The sequence below is a fragment of the Microcoleus sp. AT3-A2 genome, assembly GCF_036705685.1.
Taxonomy (GTDB): domain Bacteria; phylum Cyanobacteriota; class Cyanobacteriia; order Cyanobacteriales; family Microcoleaceae; genus Microcoleus.
This window is the reverse complement of sequence record NZ_JAUBVF010000010.1, coordinates 63301-84536: the sequence shown is the minus strand read 5'-3', so window position 1 is coordinate 84536 and position 21236 is coordinate 63301. Positions and strand designations below refer to the sequence as shown.

Genomic DNA, 21236 nt, shown 5'->3' with positions numbered 1-21236 from the left:
GTGTAGCAAAGCAACAAACGGCAGTGAAATAACAAACACAACAGCAGGAGCGGAAAGTGTTAGTATTTTAATTTCAATAACAATCGTAATTATAAATCACCTGAGAAAAATCTAATTTTTCTAAGTCCTTAGCACGAATCAAAAAGTTGCCTACTCCATCATCACCCCAACAAATTTCATCATCACTAATCATGTGTAAGACTACAATTTTATGGTCTTGATATTGCGGGCTATACTCACGAGGGTCTGTTTGCGTAAAGTAGCCATATCCCCCTATTTTATGGTGAATGTCGTATAAATTATCATAATACCAATCATTTAATTTGTCATCATCTGCCTCCATTCTATCAAAGAATTGTTTAATTTTTTGTGGTCCCAAAATGTTAGTAATTTGATAGTCTTCTCGGCAAACCCACTCATAGTCAGGACTAAACTGTAAAGCCAAACATTCTTGCGGATTATTCACGTATTTATAGTTTAAAGGTGAAAATCCCTTAACTTCTTGATGCAACAAAAAAGCAAAATCTGTTTGACAATTATTTGTGTCAGTTTCGGAAAAATAGAATATTTTAAAATCTTTTTGGTTCTCCAAATTGTTTAAATCCATGCCATACAAATCTGTGTCACCGATATAAAACTGCAAAATTCCTTTTTTGGGGAAAGGCGCTAAATATGGCACTTGGGCAAAGATTTCCTCAAAATTGAGCTGTGCCAAAAGGTGCATATATTTTCCATCACTATCTTTGGGAAAATCGTAATCTTTCGGCAAGTAAGGCACTCCGCCAAATTTGCTTGACCAGAAATCAGTCGCCTTTCGTTCGTAAGTGATTTTGATAACAGGCTTTTCTGAACTTTCAATTTCTTGGCAAAAAGGTTCTAATTCAGCCGGAAGCTCAAGGTTTTTTTTCATTTTTTTCTACGTATTACAAACCGCATTTATCAGCTCAAATGCACGGTGCGTCAGCTCTTGATTTATCGATTCTCCAGAAAATAACTCGCTTCTGACGCACCCTACTAGAATTCCTTCCGCCCTCCTCGAATACGCGGATTTGAGAGAGATTCTAAATCAATGCGACAGCTAAGCCCATCGTCCTTGCACGAATAAACTGCCAAAGCTGTGCCTTGACGGTTGCAAACTCGCACATTGTAACCGTAGTCCCTGGCGACAGTGCCAAAGTGGTTGACAAACTGATAGCGTTCTATATAATCGAGCAAACTCCAAAGTTGGCGGTTGACTATGAGAATTACCCAAGTATTGCCGGGATCGACAAACCAGCGATCGAGCAATTTGCCGCCAAAGAGTTCTTGAGCTAACCACAGACTCGGCACGCTTTTTTCGGTTTGCGAAAGCGGGGGCGACGGTAAATTAGCAGCGTTGCCAGTCGGGCAGGCTGGCTGCTGGGAAAAGGCCGCAGATTGCTCACCCAGCAAGGCTCCGAGGCACGCAGAAGCCGCAATCAGGAACAAAAATAAACTTTTTGTCAAAATGCCGTGTTTGCGGCGGGAAACTTGATTTTTGTGGCGCATTTTGGGGTAATTCATCATATTCATCATATAGCAAAACCATTTGATTTGTAAACAATGGATTCAATCATCACAAACGTTTCAGGTGGTTCTACATTCACGACTCAAATAGACTTGCTATATTATTAGACAAGATTGTATAAATCATTCATTGATACAGAAACCGCAGATGTAAGGCAGATAAACACGGATAAACGCAGATTAATTTTAAATTACTCGTTACTAGGCTCCAGCCTAGTAATGCAGATCCGGAGGCTCTGCCTCCATGTTTCCAACCGAGGCAGAGCCTCTAGATTTATGTTCCCAGGCTGGAGCCTGGGAACCAGTTAATTTTATTATTCTTCAGTTCGCGGAGGCGGACATTGTTTGTATAGTAGCGGTTTCAACCGCCGACTCTTCTCTTATTTCTGCAAAATTATTAAAATTCCGATCGCTTAAACAATGAAGCAGGCAGACAAACAGTAAAAGTAGAACCGCAATCTAACTCGCTAATAACTTCAACATCGCCGCCCATCATCTGACAAAAACGCTGGCTGATAGTCAGTCCCAAACCAGTACCTCCGTACTTGCGAGTAGTTGAATTGTCGGCTTGAGTAAAAGGTTGGAACAGTCGCTCTTGCTGTTCTTGTGTCATGCCGATGCCCGTGTCCGTCACTCGGAAAATTAAAAAATCTGCATCCAAAATTAACATTTGAGCAACTTTCGGTTGATATTTATTTTTTAATTCTTCACTGGTAATTCTTGCGACAGTAAGCACGATCGTCCCATTAGCAGAAAATTTAGCAGCATTGCTGAGCAAATTCAGCATTACCTGCCGCACTTTCATCAAATCGCCGTGCATCGCACCGATATTGTCAGAACTCAATACTTCCAAAGTATTGCCGTTTTTATCCATTAGCGGTTTGATAGTTGTTATCACCTCCTCGATTAAGCCTCCCACATCGAAGCTTTCGAGGTAAATCTCCATCTTGTCAGCTTCAATTTTGGAAATGTCGAGAATGTCGTCAATTAGGCGCAGCAAGTGTTTGCCAGCAGTGCGAATTTTGTCTAAATCCGAGACTACCTCTAAGTTGCCTAACTCTTCGGCATCTTCCGCTAGCATATCGCTGTAGCCGATAATCGCGTTGAGGGGAGTGCGTAACTCGTGGCTCATGTTTGCCAGAAAAGCACTCTTGGCGCGGTTGGCGAGTTCTGCGGCTTCTTTCGCCAACTGCCATGCTTCCTCAGCGTCTTTGCGTTCGGTGATATCCCGCAGTGTCGCCACCACCGCTTCGACGCTGCCGTCTGTGGCACAAACCGGACTGAGAATATACTCGTAGTCGCGGGTTCCCCAGCTTGCCGTGGGGACAATTACTTCGCCTTTCACGGGCTCGGCTGTGGCAAATATGCTGTCGCATTCTTGGTGAACCCGCTGCATAATTGTTGGCGACCAGCCTAATTCCTGCCAGGTTTTGCCAATCATTTCTCTGGGGTTCATGCCGGCAGCTTGAGCGGCGGTGCGACTGACATAGGTGTATTTTCCCGATCGATCTACTAGAAAAATTAGGTCAAGAGAAGCGCCGAGAATGCCGTCAACTGTTCTGGCGTGTCGGGCTACCTGAGCAGTCATTTGTCTGACTGTGATGGCACCGCGGACTCTGGCGGCGAGTTCAAACCGCAAGAGTTCGTTGGCTTGTTTGAGGAATAGGGTGCGCTGTTCGACTTCTATTTCTAGTTCTGCTTTGGCTTTTTCTAGGGTGAGTTCGGCAAGTTTGCGATCGCTCACATCTGTAGAAATTGTACCGACTGCATAAGCTTTACCTTCGGAGTTGCAGAGGGGAAATTTCAGAGAAATATAAGTGTGCGGGCCGTCGTCTTGAGGGATGATTTCTTCGAGGGTTATGGGCGAGGAGGATTCGAGAACTTTCAGGTCGTTTTCTCGCAGGGCTGCTGCTTTGTCTTGGGGAAAAATATCGCCGTCGGTTTTCCCTGTTATTTGCTCTTTTGCGATGTCGAACAAATTGTCAAAATGGCGGTTGGTGAGCAGGTATTTTCCGTGAAGGTCTTTGATGTAAATTACTGCTGTTGAGTTGTCTAAAATCGCTTGCAGTAGTGCTTCGCTCTTTCGCAGGGCTTTTTGAGTGTTTTGGCGATCGAGTATTTCTGGCTGTAATTCCAAGCTGAGGCGATTTAAGTCTTGCCAAGCTTCCTGGACTAGATTTAAGGCGATCGCACTTTTTTCTAGTTCTGTATTTACCTGCCGCGACTCGTTTGAGACGGAGTTTTCGGGCAATTCTAGGGGTTGGAAAGCGAGCGGGATGTGGGGATTTGCGATCGGGCGTTGGCGAAGGGATCGAAGAGGATCGCCCGCAATTTTTTTATATCGAAAATCCAGCGCTAATTGACCGTCTAAACTGGATTTTTTTGGGAATAAATCGGGGAATTCGCCGAAATTTAAATGTTCAGAAAGGCGATCGAATTTGCGGGAGCACTGCTGCGGTTCGGCGGTGGAGTTAGATGTCCAATTACCGTCTGCTATTGATAAATCCGAGGTAGCGGGTTTTGCAATCCGGCGCGTGACTGTAACTACCAAGGCGAGAGGGGCGGCGACAGACAGTGCCAGCAGCAGCCAATTGTTGCCCCACAAAGTTGCGATCGATATTTCGGGGATGCCCCGCACTAAAATTACAGCGGGTTTTCCGGCTAAATTATTCAGAGATTTTGCTGCTACTGTATAAGCCTGATTCCCTATTTTTATTTGCTGAGCAACTGGTTTGCCATCGGCGGCGCGTGCAGACATCAGTAGCGATCTGTCCATCCACAGTAAGTCGGGCAACTGTTGATTTTTCCTAACACTTTGTCCACTTACCAAGACATATTTACCCTCATTAAGTGGTGCATAAATAGCGTAAAAGCCGACGGCTGAATTGACTATTTCGCTACTGGCAACCATCGGTATTTGGCTCAAATTCCTTCCTAGAAATAAAGCAGCAATAACAGTCTTATTTTTGGCATTTCTTACGGGAATTTCTGAGTAATTAACAAGGACACCTTCGCTCACTCCCGGTTGCAAATTTGGCAATTGTTTCTGATTTTCTGATTGAGCCAGAATTTTGCTGACCGTAATTGGCTCTTTTTTTGCTAATACTTGATAGTCTAGGTTACGAGGATTAAAACTTTGTCTATCTTTGTTGAGATTAACGCTAACAATTATCTTCCCATCTTTCCCCACTAAAGCTGCACTGTGTATTGCTCCTGTTTTGACTTGATTTTCTAGAATTTGCTTGACAGATTTTTGCAAATCTGATATTTTTCTACGGCTGTTGTAAGCTAAGGCTGTTTGGGCGATCGTTTTGCTGTCAGAGGAGTTTTGCAAACGGTCGGCGGCGCGATCTAGTTGGAGATTGTAGTTAATTTCACTAAGGCTCAATTCGGATTTAGCTTGATTTTGCAGTTGATTGCTTCCAACTGCCGATGTTAGCCACAGTGCTGCAGCCGTTAGTCCGACGGGCAAGATTGTTTGTATTGTCAGCAGTCCGATTAGCTGTTTTCTGGTAACAGATAAGTTGTAGGTACACGGCTTGAAAGCTGCTTGCAATCTTCTTTCGGAAGTCGCAACTTTCGTTTGCTGCAGACAATTTGGCTGGCTGTCGTTTAACTGAGTATGAGCCATAGTAGTTGATGCGGGATCGGTTGTAGATGACAGGCGATCAATTTTAGATTTTAGATTTTAGATTTTAGATTTTAGATTTTAGATTTTAGACTTCGGCGTGAGTGCTCAGTTGAACGATTTTAGATTTTATATCGAGTTCGGTTAATCACTAATCATAAAATTGTTGCCTCTCGCCACCAACCCAGCAAGAAAATGACTGGGGTATTCTCCAATAAATCAGTTTCTAGGTGCTAATCAGATTATCTTATTTAGCTGTTTTTACATATACTGTCGGCTCCTATTTAAAGTTTGTTGGGAGCATCCAAATGATTGCTTTCACAGGAGTGTTCGCGGTTAGATGTAGGCTTTGCTGTGCAAGATACTCGCACTCCTCAAAAACGCTTTTTACAAAATCGGGATGCTTCCGCATACAGTCGTAAAACGAAGTAGTTTATCGATCGACTGTATCGTAAATTCCGTTAAACTGAGATGTTGCACCATTCTCAATAAGGTTTTTATGAGCGGGCTCTCCTGCCCAACCCCTACTCCCCACAAAAAATTAATTCTTTGTGGAACAGGCCGGAAAGCCTGTTCTGGAGAATGGTGCAAGATTTCAGGTTAAACCAAAGTTTAGCGTAATTATTGCAACACTTAGATACGCTCGATCGCCTTTTCCCGGCTTCACGTTTTTTTCAATCCCACAACCGCCTGCCTGCTTTGCCACCCAGTCGCTGGTGAGTATCTTTGAGCAAGGTTGGGATGTCTAACTCTTCGGGACACCGGGGCAAACATTCGCCACAATCGGTGCAGCGGTTGCCTTTGCTGCCGGGAAACCAGTGTCCGGCATTTTCAAACATGGCGTAGCGGTATTTGCCAAAGTCAGTCATGTCGCACCCGACGGCGAGATTGCGGAGTCGCAATACTTCGGGAATGTTGATGTTTTCCGGGCAAGGCAAACAGGCATAGCACTGGCTGCATTTGTCGGTTTTCAAAGTGGCTGCAATAGCCGATTCTAGCCGATCGAACGCAGCGATTTCGGCGTTGGTGAGGGGAAAGTCGCGATCGCAATATTTCAGGGGTTGCTCTAATTCTGTGGCATTTGCAGGGCCCACACTCAAAGTCCCAATCCTAGTATCGCTGAGTAAAAATCGATAGTTCAACTCTAAGGGCGACAAAGGCGAGCACAATTGTGCGAGAGTTTCCGGGGGCGTGTAGAGTTGCCCTCCTTTATCTGCCGGGGAAATGATGAAAACGCCCATATCTTTGTCTTTGGCGAGTTCAATTGCCGGGGCGTTGCGCTGAAAAAAATAGTAATAATGCAGATTGACAAATTCAAACAAATCTGTATTGATTGCAGCCAAAATCAGATCCAGAGGCCCGTGAGTCGAAAAGCCGACGTGCCGAATGATCCCATCAGCCAGGGCTTTGCGTACAGCTTCCATGCAGCCTGTGGGCGATCGCACCCAAGCCAAATGTTCCCAAGTATTCAAACCGTGAATTGCCAGACAATCGATATAGTCTAAATTCAGGCGTTTGAGGGATGCGTCGATGCAGCGTTCCATGGCTGCTGCATCCTTGGTTGGGGAAATTTTTGTAGTGACGTGGAGGCGCGATCGATCGACAGACAAACCAGCCGACAGGGCCGCACCGAGATATTCCTCGCTGCAACCATAACCCGCCGCCGTTTCCAGGTGATTGATTCCCTGAGACAGGGCCTGTTGTACAGTCTGACAGGCAGTTTCCTCAGAAGCCAAATAGCGCATGGTTCCCAAGGAAAATACAGACAGGTACAACTCCGTTTTGCCAAACCGTCGATAGCGCATAAAGTTTAGGAAGTTTCGCCTGGGCTGAAGCCGCTTCTCTTAATCAAATCCTCTGGACGGAGGTTTGAGATAAATTCCCGGAAGGCCCGGCGTTCGGCCTCATCAGCATCTCGATCGACAGGTATCGAAGCATCGGCGACGACTTCTTCCATCACCCAGATGGGGCAGTTCGTTCGCAGGGCTAGGGCGATCGCGTCGCTAGGTCGGGCATCGATCTCTTTTTTAACTTCTCCCTGACGGACGATCAGGACGGCATAGAACGTGTTATCTTGCAGCGAGTGAATAACTATGCGCTCCAAGGTAAGACTCCATGACTCTAAAAAATTGACCATCAGATCGTGAGTTAAGGGCCGAGGAGGCTTGTGGCCTTCGATCGCGCTAATGATAGCCTTTGCTTGCTCCTGACCGATATAAATAGGCAAAGCCCGTCGCTCAGTAGCGTCTCTCAATAGGACAATAGGACTGCGCGTGGCTGCATCTAAGGCAATTCCAGCGACTTTCATTTCAATCATTCGATCGGCCTCATAGAATTAAGAAACTGTAAGGCAGTAGAGAACTTGGACATAAAGATCACCTAAATCCAGTATGACTTGATCTTCGCCGGAATCTGCAACTGATCTGGGACTCTCGATTTTAGATTTTAGATTTTAGATTTTCGATTGACTCCGGGGGAGAGGGGACGGCAAAAGCTGCTGCGTCTGGTTTGTGCCTGTGGTTTCATGTAAATAAGCGATCGACTACGGAAAAATACTTATGTTTACAGGACTAATTCAATCTCTCGGAAAGCTGAAGTCGCTAGGCAACGATTATTTCCAAATTTCCTGCACATCAAACAACTCCTACCAGATTTTACAAGATTTAGCCATTGGGGACAGCGTAGCCGTGGATGGAGTCTGTTTGACGGTAGTGGAAGTTCTGCCGCAAGGTTTTGTCGCCGTCGCTTCCCCAGAAACTCTCCGCCGCACTACTCTGGGATCATTCCCCGATGCTTTGGTGAACCTAGAAACCTCCCTGCGCGCCGGTAGCAAATTGGGGGGACATTTTGTGACGGGGCACGTAGATGCGATCGGCACTTTAGCAACATCAACCCAAACCGCCAACGCTTGGGAGATGCGGTTTACTGCCCCACCAACAGCAAATTCGGGATGGCAACGTCAAATCGCACCTTACATCGTCTCCAAAGGCAGCATCGCCGTCAACGGCATCAGCTTAACCGTGGCAGATTGCGATGCTGACGGTAATTGGTTTGAAGTTGCTGTCATTCCCCACAGTTTTGGTGAGACAAACCTCAGCTATTTGCAACCAGGAAGTTTAGTAAACTTAGAAGCAGATATTCTCGGCAAATATGTCGCCAAATTTCTCCGTAGCGGCTCAAAATCCCATCCCGAACCGTGGGAAGAAACCCCCACAATCAACAGTTTGGGAACAATTACACCAGAATTCTTAGCAGAACACGGATTTATTTAATCGTAGCCAAGATCATCAAACTCGGCGGTTGGAACCGCTACTATACAAACGAAGTCCGCCTCTGCAGACTAAAGAATAAATTTGTCGGGTGCGTCAGCAGCGAAATTATTATATCAATAATTGATTCTTCAAAGCAGACGCACCCCACTAACTCTTAATTCTCTCTGTGATCTCTGCGCTCTCTGCGGTTCAATAATCCAACTCTATTCCTCAACAAAATTGTTTTTCTCCCAAAACAATCCCGCAGCAATTCCCACCTGAGAAACTAAAAACAAAGCAGCAATTAATAGCTTTTGAAAGCCCGGTGCGTGGAAAAATGGATAAGTTAGCAAATTCAAATAAAATGACGGATGTTGTAGTTTCCCATTAGCCCCGCGTTTCGAGATCATTTGCTGAAACAAAAAAGCACCTCTACCATAATTGAATTGCTGTTTCCAAAATTTGCGAAGAGTTAGTGCGTGTGAGTGATAAACTATAACTTCGGGAGCGTAAATTGCGACATTGCCCGAATGCAACCACCGATCGCAAAATTCCCGGTCTTCTCCAGCCGCCAGAGAAAAAGCCGTGTCAAACCCGCCGATTTTTTGGAAAGCTTCAGCGGGAAGGGCAAAATTGTTAGAAGTAAAAAATTGCGCGCGATCGCCAATAGCATTATAGTAGCTGTAAAGGTAATCGATCAGTTGCTGGCTGGCAGTAGAATAAATGTTATCCGGCAGCGCGTTTACAGTTCGACCTCCGATTAAGCAATCTGGTGTTTCCACAAATCGCTTTTCCAGATTTTGCAGCCAATCTACCCCCACAGTACAGTCATCGTCTGTAAACACTAAAAATTTGCCTTCTGCGGCAAAAGATCCAGTATTTCGCGCGGTTGCAGGGCCGGAGTTTGGTTGTGTCAGAAGGGTGATATTTAGCTGATTTTGAAAAGGGGCAATTGTATTTTCTACAGAGATTTCGGTGCTATCGTTGACGACGATAACTTGAAATTTATCGCGCGGATATTCAATTTCCACAAAAGACTGAATACACGCCGCTAATTTATCGGGGCGATTGTAGGTCGGAACAATAATTGAAAATAGAGTTTTAGCTTGGTTCATGGTAACTAATAACTTTTAATTTTTCAAGCGATATAGCACCGACTCAGTATTAAAATCTTTACCGAAAACTGGTTGCAGCGGGCCCTGGGCACTTGTCAGCCAAGATAAAGCTTTTCTGGTAGCTGAGTCTGTCTCAGTCAGGGGCCCGAATCCCACAGTCCTAATTTTATTTTGCCGCAGGTTGTCAATCCATTCCGAAAGTTGATCGGCTCTAAACGGCACATATAAGACTTGTCTGTCCAAATTTCTCCCGTAAAACAGGTAGCTGCGCGAACTTAAAAAGAAGCCTATTCTTTCATCTGCTACTGTATTTTTATCAATATATTCGTAAATACCACGATACAGTTCGGTACGTGCAATATCTCGCTTTTCCCTCCAATGACCAATTACTATCAATCCTATACAGACACCAATTATTACTAGGTAAATCGATTTTTTTCGGGTAGGAAATAGATGATTCAGCCATCCTAAGCCCGGATTGATTTTTAACCATATCGCAGCCAGAGTCAGTGACACAATATAAAATATCGGATATGGTAATATATATTGCCAACTGGGGCGTAATATTGCTCCGATAGTATTAATACCTTCTATGGGGCTAGACTTCAAATTGTCAATCAACAAACTCCCCCAAACAATACTATCTCCGGTGAAAGAAGCATTTTTAATATAATCAAAAATTGTGTTGCTAGTAATACCCAACAAACCACTAACCAAAACCACTATCAGAACAACTAGATTTGGAGTTTTCAAGAGAGTTGCTGTAGCTGCTGCGGCGATGGCGAGTACGCTTAAAAAGGGAAATCCGTATCTGAGGTTAAAACCGAGTATAGGGCTGAGTTTACCGATCGCCTCTCCGACAGTACCGGAGGTGTAAGGTGTAATTAGATACAAAATTCCTGTGCTGGCGAGAAGTATAATTAAAATAATATTATTTTGATTAATTATTCTGGTTTTACCCTGGATAAAAGCTAGAGGCGCTGCCAATACCTGAAGCGCGATCGCCAGAAAGGGCAGTTGCAATCTAATGATAATTTGTAAGCCGACAGTTTGCCAGTGGGAAAATTTGCTGGGATTAAATTGAGCTGCTAAAGTGCTTTGCCAAATCTTTAGAAGTGGCGAAGCGGGCGGCTGCTGTACCGGAGGTGTTGGAGACGGTAAACGAACAGGCTCTAAGGGAATTTTAATATCGCCGACTTCGCCGACAGGATAATTGATTTGCAGCAAGTTTCTCACATACCAAAAACCTCCTAAAAGCAAGCAACAAGCTATGCCGCACAGTAAGACTGGTTTGAGAAAGTGGCGAATTCTAAAATTTGCTGGTGTGGATTTTTTATTAACCGCGAATCTTTTAAGTTCTAATATGGCTAATCCTCCTAAAAGTGAGGCTGCATAGACTATTCCAGTGATTTTTATTCCGGCTAGCATTCCTGTGGCTGCCAGAAATAGGGAAAGTTCGGATTGCGATCGGCTGTTATGATAGGATAAACCTAGATACAAACCGACTGTAAATATTGCAGCTAGCGGTAAGTCTGGGTGAATCGTGTTAATTTGGTTCAGCATCATTGGTACTGTCAATACTAAAGATGCTGCTGCCATACCGTGAAGTCGCGTTGCTCCAAATTTTACGCTCAATAGATAGACTGCAATTCCCTCAATTACCCACGCAATTAGCAGGGGAAAAGTGGCTAAAAAATCTTCTCCGAAGGGAAGCACACACAAAGCAGATAAAACGTGCCAATTGTAGGGGTAAACTCGTGCTTGTTCTTGTTCAAAAATCCAATTTCCGGCGGCATCTAATAAGGTAAATGAATGGGTTTGATACCATCGGGCGATCGCAGGTAGGTGAAACCACAATGAATCATAATTGGTTGTGGGTTTGGTTGCCAGAGTTTCCAACAGCACAACTCCTGCAACAGCGGTGGCAACAATAATTAGGGATTCTGATGGGCCCAAAGGTTGCTTGAGTTGGGGAATCGGCCAGCGCGAGAAGGTAAAAGTTTTGTGGTTTTTGGTATAAATCAGGATGAAGCCGATCGCACAAATGAGAATTTCTGCTATAATCACCGCAGTAATATTTAGTCGATCTGCACTTCCTAAAATCAAGCCGATACAAACTTGTGCAATACTCCACCCTGTCAGGAACACAAGGAGAAAATGGGGAAATGAATAGTTATTGTTTTCTTTCTGATTCTCGGCCGCCAGAGACAAGCTTAAGGGAATCGGCCCGACTACAATAATCAGAAATAAAATTAATTCCCACAAATGCTGCGCTATTAGCATAAGCTGCAAGTTACCATTTTTTATCAGTTTTTCATCGTTACCGGAAAGAGCCTGGTAACGATGAAAAGCAACGATCTCGCGAGCTCGTTGCACAAAACATTAATTTTCTTGTGGGGTGCGCTTTTCGACCGCTCCACAAGAAAATTTATCTAGCCAATCCCCAATTTTTACCTGTTAGCTTGCTTCTGAATTTTGGGTTTGACGGCTTCGGCATCTTTGGGCTTAGAAGTATCAGCTTTTAAGAATTCCGGGAATGGCGGCTGGAGGTTGTGAACTTCGATGTCCATTCCCAGCGGCAGAGGTGGAAGCTGGGGCAGATCGTTTTCCCAATCCTTGAGTGAGCTAGCGGTTTGTATTTCCACCATTTTTGGCATTTGCGGTACTTTGGCGGTTTCCAAACTGCCGATCATTTTTGCCAGAGCGAATTCTAGCTGAGAGCCCGGGTCGATCGCCACCCAACCCTGGTCAGTCATTTGCCGAACCTCGAAGTGAAGGTGAGGCCCTGTAGACATTCCCGTACTCCCGACGCGGCCGATCGTCTCTCCCTGTTTCACGAACTCTCCCGGTTTCACAAACAGTTCCGAAAGGTGGGCGTAGAGAGTTTCCTGAGACTTTTTGTTATGGTTGAGAACCACTGTCAAACCGTAACCGCCCAACCAATCGGCGATCGCCACTTGACCCGCATAGGCCGCCAGTACGGGCGTTCCCATCGGGGCCCCCAAGTCAGTTCCGGTGTGAAACCTGCCGTAGCCCATAACCGGATGAGTCCGCCACCCAAACGGCGAAGTAATTGCCGAAGCAATAGATAGCGGAAACAGCAAGCTGGTGTTGCCATTTCCGGGGACGCCTGGGGGACGCGGCGTGAGATTGTAGTAAGCAAAACCGGTATTGTTGCCGCTGCTGACACTAACGGCACCGACTTGAACCGGCCCGAGTCCCATGCTGGGCGCTGGAGCGCCGCCGCCGTAAGATGCAGATCCGGCATAATACCCAGCGTCTGCGGAGTATCCAGTGTTAGCCGAGTAGCCGATGTTAGTCGAGTATCCAGTATCTGCGGAGTATCCAGTGTCTGCAGAGTATCCAGCGTTAGCCGAGTAGCGCGGGGGTGCGTAAGCAGATTCCGGTGGGTTTGAACCTCTCCAAACCTGGCTGCCTATTTGTTGAACGGCTTGACCGAGTTTACTGACAGGATTTCCGCTACTATTTCCGGCAACAGTTCCCCGAACATCGCCCGGAAGGCTTTCTGGCCGATTTCGAGGAGGAGGGGCTGCAATATAACCGTCGTCTGCGATCGGAGTTTCCTGTCTGTAGTTGGGTTCTCCTGCATCTGCCGTCACCGGCTCGGAAATAGGAGGAGGCGCGCACAAACCGCCAACTCCTTCGCAGCCGGTCGATCGTTCTGCAAACTCTATTCTGGTTGGTGGTTCGTACTCTTGGTACTCTTCGTACTGGGTGGTAGCGCCAACACTGTAGTCTGTTTGGTCGATTTCAGCGTGGGCTGGGTTAACTGGCGCTTCAAAAGGCGGCTCCTGGGCCGTCGCTTCTGGCAGGGGAATCAGCGCTGGCTCCGGCAGATAATATTGCGTGGGAGCTGGTTCGCTGGCGTACTCCGGCTCCCAGGCGGGTTCAGGATCGAAAGGCTCGGACGGTGGAACTTCTGCCTGCGGTTCAGGGTATGGTTCTGGTTCCACTTGGCTGTATGCGGGTTCCGGGGGCGGTAGAGGAGCTTCAAATAATGGCTGGAGGTCTGCTGCGCCGGGGACGGCTTGTTCTGCTGGCGGAGTTTCGGCTTGGGCCAAAACTAAGCCTTTGCTGAGCAGTCCCAGACTGGCAAGACAACCCAGTCCCACCAGCAGTGAGCGATCGGACAAAAGGCGCGATCGACTCCGGGCGCCTGTAGGGTTCTTTTTTTGCTGTTTGGTGTTCAAATGGGCTGTTATTTGCTTGTCTGGAACTGGTTTCACGATTTTTTTTCCCAACTCAACAGGGGGCACAAGGATCTCGAAGTCAGGATCGAATGTATGGCAATCCTTGTCTTTATATACAGGCCTAACTGATTTTACCGGGCTTGAGGCAATTTTTTTTGCACATAGAACAAGCTCAAATGCCTTACGCATTCACTTGCGATCGATATCCGGTTTTTTTGATCCTGATGGCACTTGCGTAAAAGTGTCTTAGGGCCACACTGATGATAGCGCTTTGGCGTTCGTCTATGTTAATTAGTTGCCTATATTTGTCAGATTCTGCAAAATTTCTGCGCTGTCGATCGTCCTGAGATATTGCACCATTCTCAATAATCTTTTCAGGGCGGGTTCTCCTGCCCAACCCCTACTCCCCACAAGAAAATCTACTCTTTGTGGAACAGGCCGGAAAGCCTGTTAAGCGAGAAGGCTGCAAGATGTGAGTTGTTCTAAAACCGCCTACTCATCGCGATTTTTTTCTGAAAGCTGGCCCTGCTTTTAAAATTCGCGGACAAAATTTTTGATTGTTTAGAATACAAGCTAAATGATTCGCTTGGGTAAGGATAGGTTTCATGACTGTAGCTGGCGATCGCTTGACAAATTTTCCTGACTCTGAGTGTGGCGGAGGGCCTGACGGTATCAGTTGGGACTGGCAGAGTTCTGAAGGCTTGCCCTATCTGACTTGTAGCTTGCTTTCTCGCTGGTCTCACGGCTTTTTTACTCGCGATTTCTCGCCCCAGGGGCCGATCGATCTGACGGAAGTTCTCGAACCTGGAGCTAAGGTTTACCGACTCCAACAGGTACACGGCAATGCGGTACTCAAAACCACTGAGTTGTCTCCGGTTGTGGCTCCGGGCCCGGAAACCGCTGCCTCAAGCTATGCTGAGGCTGATGGCTTGGTGGCAGAGCGAGAATTGGAGGCGCTGTGGGTTTGCTCGGCTGACTGTGTGCCGGTGCTGATTGCTGACGATCGCACGGGACTCGTTGCGGCAGTTCACGCGGGTTGGCGCGGGACTGCTGCTAAGATATTACCAGAGGCGATCGCTCAACTTGTGGCACAAGGCAGTCAACTAGAAAATCTGAAGATTGCTATGGGGCCGGCGATCGCTGGAGAGGTTTACCAGGTATCTGTGGAAGTAGCAGCGGAACTGGGAGCCACCATTGCTCCTAAGAGTGCCGTTAGTGCGACAGCCGACGGCATTCTAGAGTTTTTGCACCAACTGCCGGAAACGCCTGTCTTGGCCGATCCAGAACCGGGAAAGGTACGCTTGGATGTTCGCCTCTGCAATGCTTTGCAATTGCAGCAGTTGGGGATCGATAGTTCTCAAGTGGCGATCGCTCCTTTCTGTACTTATTCTGACTCAGCTCGCTTTTTTTCGTACCGCCGCGATCGACTTAAAAAAGTCCAGTGGTCGGGAATTGTGAGTGCCTGCGGGACAAGTCCCTTCTGAGGGCATTTGGCAGAAGGTAAAATTTTAGACTGCCAAGATAAAAATAAAAATCTTTGGATTCATTATTTTTTATTTACGAATGCCAAATGCCTTCTAGTTTCTATTTTCGTAAGGTTTGCTGGTTCCTGTTTTAAAGCACCAAAAACTAGCAGCAAAACTTTTGGGAAAGCGGCAGAGATCCCGCCCCGCTTTCCTCTCTTGTTAAGATTGCTCTATAACGAGAGTCTTCAGCGGGTTATTACCATGAGTGAGCCAACTCCCTATCAACTGCTTGAAGTCGATGAAGATGCTTCCTTTGATGAAGTGCAAGAGGCCCGCACGCGCCTAGGCGAGCAGTACAGCGGTGACAAGAAACGTTTGGAATTGATCGAAGCAGCTTACGACGCGATCCTCATGGATCGCCTGCGGCAGCGACAGGAAGGGAAAATTAAAGTACCCGAACGCATTCGCTTTCCCGAACGGCTGACTCCCCCACCCCCAAGCTTTACTCCGTCTCCTCCTAGTGGCAGCCCAGCTTGGTTGCAGCGGATGATCGATACTCCTAGTCGATCGGACATTTTGTGGCCGGCTGGGGTGTATGTGGGTTTAGGCGGACTGAGTATTTATCCGGCAGCTAATGATGGTTTACTACAGTTAACTCTGGCTCTTGGGGTCGGCTCTTGTCTTTATTTTGTTAATCGCAAAGAACAAAAATTTGGTCGGGCTGTGCTGCTGACTGTGGCTGGCTTGGTTATAGGCTTGTTGCTGGGAGGATTTTTGGGTTCTTTGGTCAGTCCGGCATTTATAACAACAGAGAAATTTATCGCTTTGTTTACGTTTTTAATTCTGTGGCTGGTCAGCGGTTTTCTGCGATAGTCAGCAGTCATTAGTCAGCAGTTATTAGTCAGCAGTCATTAGTCAGCAGCCAACAACTAATAACTGTGAAATCAAGACCTCTGACAAATAACATCAGCTAACAATTAATAACTAATGACTAATGACTAATGACTAATGACTAACGACTAATTATTGCCACCTAAAATAATCTCAACTGCTTCGCTCAAATTGTTAGCAATTAAATCCGGTTGGTGAATTTCTAGTTGGGTTCGATCGCGAATTCCGCACAAAACACCAATTACCTTGACACCGTGCGTTTTTGCTGCTATAATATCTGCCTCCGTATCCCCAACCATCCAAACGTCAGAAGCCGGCGGCAGTTCGGCGAGAGCTTTTGCCATTAACAGGGGCTTATCTTTGACATCCCCGGTTTTGACGTAATCGTTGGGGAGGCAATAGCAGCGGTTTTCAGGGAAAAATTGCCCTAAATTGCAGCGGTTGAAGGCTTCGTCTAGTTCCCTAACGCGGCGCATGGTCATCACCGCTAAGTCTACTCCAGCGCGCTGCACCTTTTCGAGAGTCTCCAGAGCGGTGGGAACTGGTCGATCGTAAATCATGTAGGGTAGGGTGTGGACGGTTTGACGGCGTTTCTGGGCAAAATCGCGGGATTGGGCTGCGTCTAATCCTGAGAGGATGGCGATTTCGGTTTCGGGAACCCGCGCGCGCTTCATGTCCCAAAACTCTGCCTTGGGGAGTTCGCGCACTGGTTGCCCCTCACGTTGAGTCTCGGCGAGACAATACTGGTAAACTCGGTAGTAGCGATCGGACACGTCCATAATCGGGCCGTCAAAGTCGGTAATAAGTCTCAGCATCTAGCAGAGTATTTTTAAGCTTTTATACAAATCCTTCGATACTATATCATTTAAAGGTAACACTTTGTTTACAAAAATTGACACAAATACCCAGGGGAGGTAAGGTCTATAGGAATGGTGCTAATTAAAGCAAACATTTCAATTAAACTGTGCTGTTCCTCAACTTGAGCAGTTGTCAGCCATATCGGGGAATTTAAAATTAAAATGTGCCGGACAAATAGTGTAAACCGCTACATATTGTTCATAAATCTCAACCTCAATCGAGGCTGATTTTGACTGCGCTTTCTCAAAAGAAGTTGGTTCAATTACTATTTGGCACCATTTTTAAAATAAGCAAAAAACTGCTTGGAGAATCCAAAGTGTACTGTTTGCATAAATTAGCCAGCGGTAACAGGTGATGACATCTGCCAGTATAAAAATTCCCATGATAAATCGTCGCAGCCAAACAACAACTAACTTTACCGGCTAACCTTTGAGAGAGATGCTCTACAATAACGAGACGCTTCCAACATTAACTGTAGAGAGCAGCCCCAGAAGTATTAATATTCTTCTTTATAAGCTTTTATCCTTACGCAGGATGGAATACCTCGCAGTCGATCGGGAACTTAAGATTAAAGAAATATCTTTGAAAGTGCAAGATTTTGCCTACATTCATGAAGAAGTAGCCGAAGGAAAAGACGTGCGCGAGAGTTTTCCTGAACTGATTGGAATTGAAGGAATCCTTGAAGATATTATTGAAGAACGAGAACAAGATTTTCAGTTAAAATCAATTAACCGAGTTCTCAAAGACGGATCTTATTTGTATCTAAATTTGTACATATTTGGTTATAAGGGACAAGCCAACGCTGACAGATTGATTATTTTATGCGAAGATGTGACAGATAGCATTGCAGCTCAGAAAATCATGGTTCAGGCTGTAAACGAAAACAGTATGAAAGTCGATAACTTAGCTGCGGCTGGCGATTATATTGACAAAATTATTAATTCCCTAGGGGATGTTTTGTTCGTAACAGGAGCATCGGGCCAAATCAAAAAAGTGAATCAAGCTGCACAGCAATTATTTGGATATACCGAATCGGAATTAATCGGTCAATCCCTATCCATGATTACGGCAGAGGAGGAATTATTACGCAAAGTCAGCCAGCTACCTCCTGCACTTAAAAGCCAATATTGGCCTCAAGTAAAAGTAGCTTGCAAAACGAAAATAGGTTTAAATCTGATTGTCGCATTTTCATGTTCTACTTTCGAGACAATCACAGGAAGCCCGGATACAGATAGCGAGGTTATACAAGATTTTGTTTATATCGGCAAAGACATTACCAAGCAACAACGCATAAAAAAGTGTCAAGAAGCACAGTATGCTGTGACTCATATCCTGTCAGAATCGAGTTCTCTAGATAGCGCAACTCCGAAAATTTTGCAAGCTATTTGCCAAAGTTTTGGGTGGGATTTTGGCGAACTTTGGACGCCTGCAGAGGCGGAGAAAGAAACTAGATTGGGTGAGGAAATACAATCTGAAACAGATCCGCTTTGGTGCCTGCCACTTTGTTGTCCGATCAAGGAAACTCCTTGTTGGCGGCGGGTGGCCGTTTGGCAGGCAGCGGAGGAAGTTAGGGAGTTTGCCGAAAACGATCAGCAGATTACTTTGGCTGCGGGTGAGGGTTTGCCGGGAGCGGTTTCCCGAAGCGGTTCTACGCAGTGGATTACTGATCTTGTGGGCGATCCCACTTTCGTGCGATCGCGCTTGGCCCAGGAAGCGGGACTGCGATCGGGATTCGGTTTCCCCATTCACGCTAGGAGCCAAGTTGTAGGAGTAATGACTTTTTTTTGCCGGGAAGAACTGCCACCGGATCAAGATTTACTTCAGATCATAGCTGTGGTAAGTTCTCAATTAGGAGAATTTGTCAAGCGCAAATATGCGGAGCAAGAATTGCACGAAGCTGAAGCTTCAATCCGATTTTTGTACGAACAAGAAAAACGGCAAAGCGAAGAATTAGCTCTGCAAAATTTAGCTTTAGAACAAGCAAAATTAGAATTACAAGCAGCTAACATGGAATTGCAGCGGCTCGCTTCGGTGGATGGATTGACTCAAATTCCCAACCGTCGCTGTTTTGACAAAAAATTGGAATTAGAATGGCCGTTGATGGAGCGAGAAAAAGAGTCGCTATCTTTAATTTTGTGCGATATCGATTTTTTCAAACTTTACAACGATCATTACGGGCATCCAGGAGGCGACGAATGTTTAAAACAAGTAGCCCAGATTTTAGCTAGCAACGCTCAGCGGGTAGGAGATTTAGCCGCCCGCTACGGCGGCGAAGAATTTGCGGTAATTTTGTCGCGGACTGATGTGCAAGGAGCAATGCGGGTAGCTGAAGCAATTCGCAGCGATTTGAAAGCTGCTGCAATTTTTCATGCTGCTTCCAAGGTAAGTAAGTTTATAACTCTCAGTATGGGGATCGCTAATGCTGTGCCTGCTGCTGGTTTATCGATTGAGCAGTTAATTGGACAGGCCGATCGAGCGCTGTATCGAGCTAAACTAGAAGGGCGCGATCGTATAGTTGCCCTAGACTTGAAAATAGAATTTCAGGGCCAAAAAGGAGTATGTTCTGATGATTGTGAGAGAAGCTAAAATCGCTGACGCACCTGCAATCGCACGGGTGAATCTAGATACTTGGCGGACAGCTTACCGAAAAATTGTACCAGCAGATTACCTCGCGCAACTGTCCTATGAAAAAGCAGAAAGCCGTTGGCAAGAAACCCTGACAAACGTCAAAAATACTGGGGTTTTTGTCTGCGTTGCTGAGAATGAATCGGGAGAAATTGTAGGTTTTGCTGCGGGTGGTTGCGAGCGCACCGGCAAATCTGTATATAAAGGAGAATTATTTGCCATCTATATTTTGGAGGAATATCAGCGTCAAGGAATCGGACGGCAACTCGTGAGAACAGTTGCCACAAAATTGGCAGAATTAAGTTTGAACTCGATGCTAGTTTGGGTACTAGGAGACAATTCAGCCTATAGGTTTTATGAATTATTAGGAGGTGAAAAAGTAGACGAACAGCAAACAACTAGAGCAGGAGTTGCACTCAAAGAAATTGCCTATGGTTGGAAAGATATCGCAGTGCTAATTAACACGCCTTTATGACCTAAAAAGAGGAGTTTTTGTCAATCATCTATTAAACTTCCCCTCTTCATTTGTTCGCGTTCAATTGCCTCAAACAAAGCTCTAAAATTCCCCGCACCAAAACCTCCAGCTTGCACCTGTTTGCCGTTAACTAAACTAACTCGGCGCTCAATAATCTCGAAAAAGAAAGTCGGTTCTGAAAAAATTGGCTGGGTAAAGATTTGCAGCAGCATCGCTGCGGGAGTATCTTCTTGCCAATCTGCCAAAACTTGACAAGCTGCAATTGCTGGCCAATCTGCGGGCAAATAGTTTTGCCGCTGCTGCAATTCGGAGTAGTATGTTGGAGGAACTGGCAGAAAAGGCAAACCGCACGATCGCAAATCGGCAACAACACCCACAATATTATTAGTTTGCAAAGCCATGTGCTGAATTCCCGGCCCCCGATTTGCACTCAAAAACTCTTGAATTTGAGAATTAGCTGATGCCGGTTCATTAATTGGGAATTGCACTCCACCTTCAGCGTGCACCATAACTTGGCTCCGCAAAGCCGATTTCTCAGTCTGAATGTCAAAATTTTGCTGCGCTTGAAAACCTAATATTTTTTGATACCAACTCACAGCACTTGACAAGTCCCCAGATTCAACATTTAACACTACGTGGTCTATCCGGGTAAACAACGGCAGCTTATCCGAAGCCGATAGCAGTGAATGGCTACCAATTCGCTCCACGAGCGTATGGCTTAAATCTCCCCAGCCCGCGATTTTTGCCCGCTTAAAATAGCCTCCTGCGTTTAGGTCTTCTTGAATCGGTTCCAGGATTTTAGCGCCTTCAGCAGCCGCTCTAGCTACCGCTAATTCAATATTTTTTACCCGAAAACCCACATCGGCAATCCCTGGAGGATGAAACTTGAACCAACTAGCAGCGGGACTAGCGGGTGTCAGGGGCGAAGATAAAACAAAACATACATTGCCACTGCTGACAACTTCAGTGTGAGTGTGGCTATTGGCATAACCTGCTATTGATTGAAAGCCTAACTGGCTCACAAACCAGTCGCGGGATATTTTAGCGTTTTCAACGTAAAATTGAATGCGATGGAACTCCATAATCAATAATTGAAAATGGAAACTGAAAAATGGAAAATCTGCTGATTTTCAAGGCGAAATCGCAAGGGAGGGACTGAGTAATGGATATT

15 protein-coding genes are annotated in these 21236 nt (G+C 45.8%); 5 read left to right on the top strand and 10 right to left on the bottom strand.

Annotated features, from left to right (window positions below):
- Positions 1-73: 73 nt before the first annotated feature.
- The 5 genes from QUB37_RS08870 to QUB37_RS08850 all read right to left on the bottom strand — a co-directional run bounded on the left by QUB37_RS08870 (position 74) and on the right by QUB37_RS08850 (position 7490).
- Positions 74-910 (bottom strand): DUF1963 domain-containing protein, encoded by an 837-nt coding sequence (locus tag QUB37_RS08870; protein WP_333161036.1) that lies wholly within the window; start codon positions 908-910, stop codon positions 74-76.
- A 104-nt stretch (positions 911-1014) separates the two neighbouring features.
- Positions 1015-1545: a hypothetical protein gene (locus QUB37_RS08865; protein ID WP_333161034.1), complete on the bottom strand. Its 531-nt coding sequence runs from the start codon at positions 1543-1545 to the stop codon at positions 1015-1017.
- Positions 1546-1942: 397 nt separating this feature from the next.
- On the bottom strand, positions 1943-5176 hold the full coding sequence (locus tag QUB37_RS08860; RefSeq protein WP_333161033.1) for a PAS domain-containing protein: 3234 nt from the start codon (positions 5174-5176) through the stop codon (positions 1943-1945).
- 671 nt (positions 5177-5847) lie between these two features.
- Positions 5848-6978, bottom strand: coding sequence for an aldo/keto reductase (locus QUB37_RS08855; protein ID WP_333161031.1), 1131 nt, complete (start codon positions 6976-6978; stop codon positions 5848-5850).
- A 5-nt stretch (positions 6979-6983) separates the two neighbouring features.
- Positions 6984-7490: a bifunctional nuclease family protein gene (locus tag QUB37_RS08850; protein ID WP_333161029.1), complete on the bottom strand. Its 507-nt coding sequence runs from the start codon at positions 7488-7490 to the stop codon at positions 6984-6986.
- A 241-nt stretch (positions 7491-7731) separates the two neighbouring features.
- Between QUB37_RS08850 and ribE the strand changes: the two genes are divergently transcribed.
- A complete protein-coding gene (ribE, locus tag QUB37_RS08845; protein WP_333150934.1) occupies positions 7732-8445 on the top strand; it encodes a riboflavin synthase in 714 nt (237 codons plus the stop codon).
- Positions 8446-8648: 203 nt separating this feature from the next.
- Here ribE and QUB37_RS08840 read toward each other — a convergent pair whose 3' ends face one another.
- From QUB37_RS08840 to QUB37_RS08830, 3 genes are all read right to left on the bottom strand, one after another.
- Positions 8649-9539: a glycosyltransferase gene (locus QUB37_RS08840; protein ID WP_333161027.1), complete on the bottom strand. Its 891-nt coding sequence runs from the start codon at positions 9537-9539 to the stop codon at positions 8649-8651.
- 15 nt (positions 9540-9554) lie between these two features.
- Positions 9555-11915, bottom strand: a complete 2361-nt coding sequence (locus QUB37_RS08835; protein WP_333161025.1) for a hypothetical protein — start codon at positions 11913-11915, stop codon at positions 9555-9557.
- A gap of 74 nt (positions 11916-11989) precedes the next feature.
- Positions 11990-13786, bottom strand: coding sequence for a peptidoglycan DD-metalloendopeptidase family protein (locus QUB37_RS08830; protein ID WP_333161023.1), 1797 nt, complete (start codon positions 13784-13786; stop codon positions 11990-11992).
- 569 nt (positions 13787-14355) lie between these two features.
- Between QUB37_RS08830 and pgeF the strand changes: the two genes are divergently transcribed.
- Both pgeF and QUB37_RS08820 read left to right on the top strand, forming a co-directional pair.
- A complete protein-coding gene (pgeF, locus tag QUB37_RS08825; RefSeq protein ID WP_333161021.1) occupies positions 14356-15234 on the top strand; it encodes a peptidoglycan editing factor PgeF in 879 nt (292 codons plus the stop codon).
- A 243-nt stretch (positions 15235-15477) separates the two neighbouring features.
- Positions 15478-16089, top strand: coding sequence for a CPP1-like family protein (locus QUB37_RS08820; RefSeq protein WP_333161019.1), 612 nt, complete (start codon positions 15478-15480; stop codon positions 16087-16089).
- A 146-nt stretch (positions 16090-16235) separates the two neighbouring features.
- Here the strand turns inward: QUB37_RS08820 and QUB37_RS08815 are convergent, their stop codons facing one another.
- Complete coding sequence (locus tag QUB37_RS08815) at positions 16236-16922, bottom strand: HAD family hydrolase (RefSeq protein WP_333161017.1); 687 nt, start codon at positions 16920-16922, stop codon at positions 16236-16238.
- 577 nt (positions 16923-17499) lie between these two features.
- On the opposite strand from QUB37_RS08815, the gene QUB37_RS08810 reads away from it, so the two are divergent.
- Positions 17500-19551 carry a diguanylate cyclase domain-containing protein gene (locus QUB37_RS08810; RefSeq protein WP_333161015.1) on the top strand — a complete coding sequence of 684 codons (2052 nt, stop codon included), beginning with the start codon at positions 17500-17502 and terminating at the stop codon, positions 19549-19551.
- Positions 19532-20065: a GNAT family N-acetyltransferase gene (locus tag QUB37_RS08805; RefSeq protein ID WP_333161013.1), complete on the top strand. Its 534-nt coding sequence runs from the start codon at positions 19532-19534 to the stop codon at positions 20063-20065. The genes QUB37_RS08810 and QUB37_RS08805 overlap by 20 nt, the downstream gene beginning before the upstream one ends.
- A gap of 20 nt (positions 20066-20085) precedes the next feature.
- Here the strand turns inward: QUB37_RS08805 and hppD are convergent, their stop codons facing one another.
- On the bottom strand, positions 20086-21147 hold the full coding sequence (hppD, locus tag QUB37_RS08800) for a 4-hydroxyphenylpyruvate dioxygenase (RefSeq protein ID WP_333161011.1): 1062 nt from the start codon (positions 21145-21147) through the stop codon (positions 20086-20088).
- Positions 21148-21236: the final 89 nt, after the last annotated feature.

Coding starts and splice junctions, on each gene's coding strand:
- ribE (WP_333150934.1), top strand. CDS start 7,732: ATGTTTACAGGACTAATTCAATCTCTCGGAAAGCTGAAGTCGCTAGGC.
- QUB37_RS08865 (WP_333161034.1), bottom strand. CDS start 1,545: ATGATGAATTACCCCAAAATGCGCCACAAAAATCAAGTTTCCCGCCGC.
- pgeF (WP_333161021.1), top strand. CDS start 14,356: ATGACTGTAGCTGGCGATCGCTTGACAAATTTTCCTGACTCTGAGTGT.
- QUB37_RS08820 (WP_333161019.1), top strand. CDS start 15,478: ATGAGTGAGCCAACTCCCTATCAACTGCTTGAAGTCGATGAAGATGCT.
- QUB37_RS08815 (WP_333161017.1), bottom strand. CDS start 16,922: ATGCTGAGACTTATTACCGACTTTGACGGCCCGATTATGGACGTGTCC.
- QUB37_RS08805 (WP_333161013.1), top strand. CDS start 19,532: ATGATTGTGAGAGAAGCTAAAATCGCTGACGCACCTGCAATCGCACGG.
- QUB37_RS08810 (WP_333161015.1), top strand. CDS start 17,500: ATGGAATACCTCGCAGTCGATCGGGAACTTAAGATTAAAGAAATATCT.
- QUB37_RS08870 (WP_333161036.1), bottom strand. CDS start 910: ATGAAAAAAAACCTTGAGCTTCCGGCTGAATTAGAACCTTTTTGCCAA.
- QUB37_RS08860 (WP_333161033.1), bottom strand. CDS start 5,176: ATGGCTCATACTCAGTTAAACGACAGCCAGCCAAATTGTCTGCAGCAA.
- hppD (WP_333161011.1), bottom strand. CDS start 21,147: ATGGAGTTCCATCGCATTCAATTTTACGTTGAAAACGCTAAAATATCC.
- QUB37_RS08850 (WP_333161029.1), bottom strand. CDS start 7,490: ATGATTGAAATGAAAGTCGCTGGAATTGCCTTAGATGCAGCCACGCGC.
- QUB37_RS08855 (WP_333161031.1), bottom strand. CDS start 6,978: ATGCGCTATCGACGGTTTGGCAAAACGGAGTTGTACCTGTCTGTATTT.
- QUB37_RS08840 (WP_333161027.1), bottom strand. CDS start 9,539: ATGAACCAAGCTAAAACTCTATTTTCAATTATTGTTCCGACCTACAAT.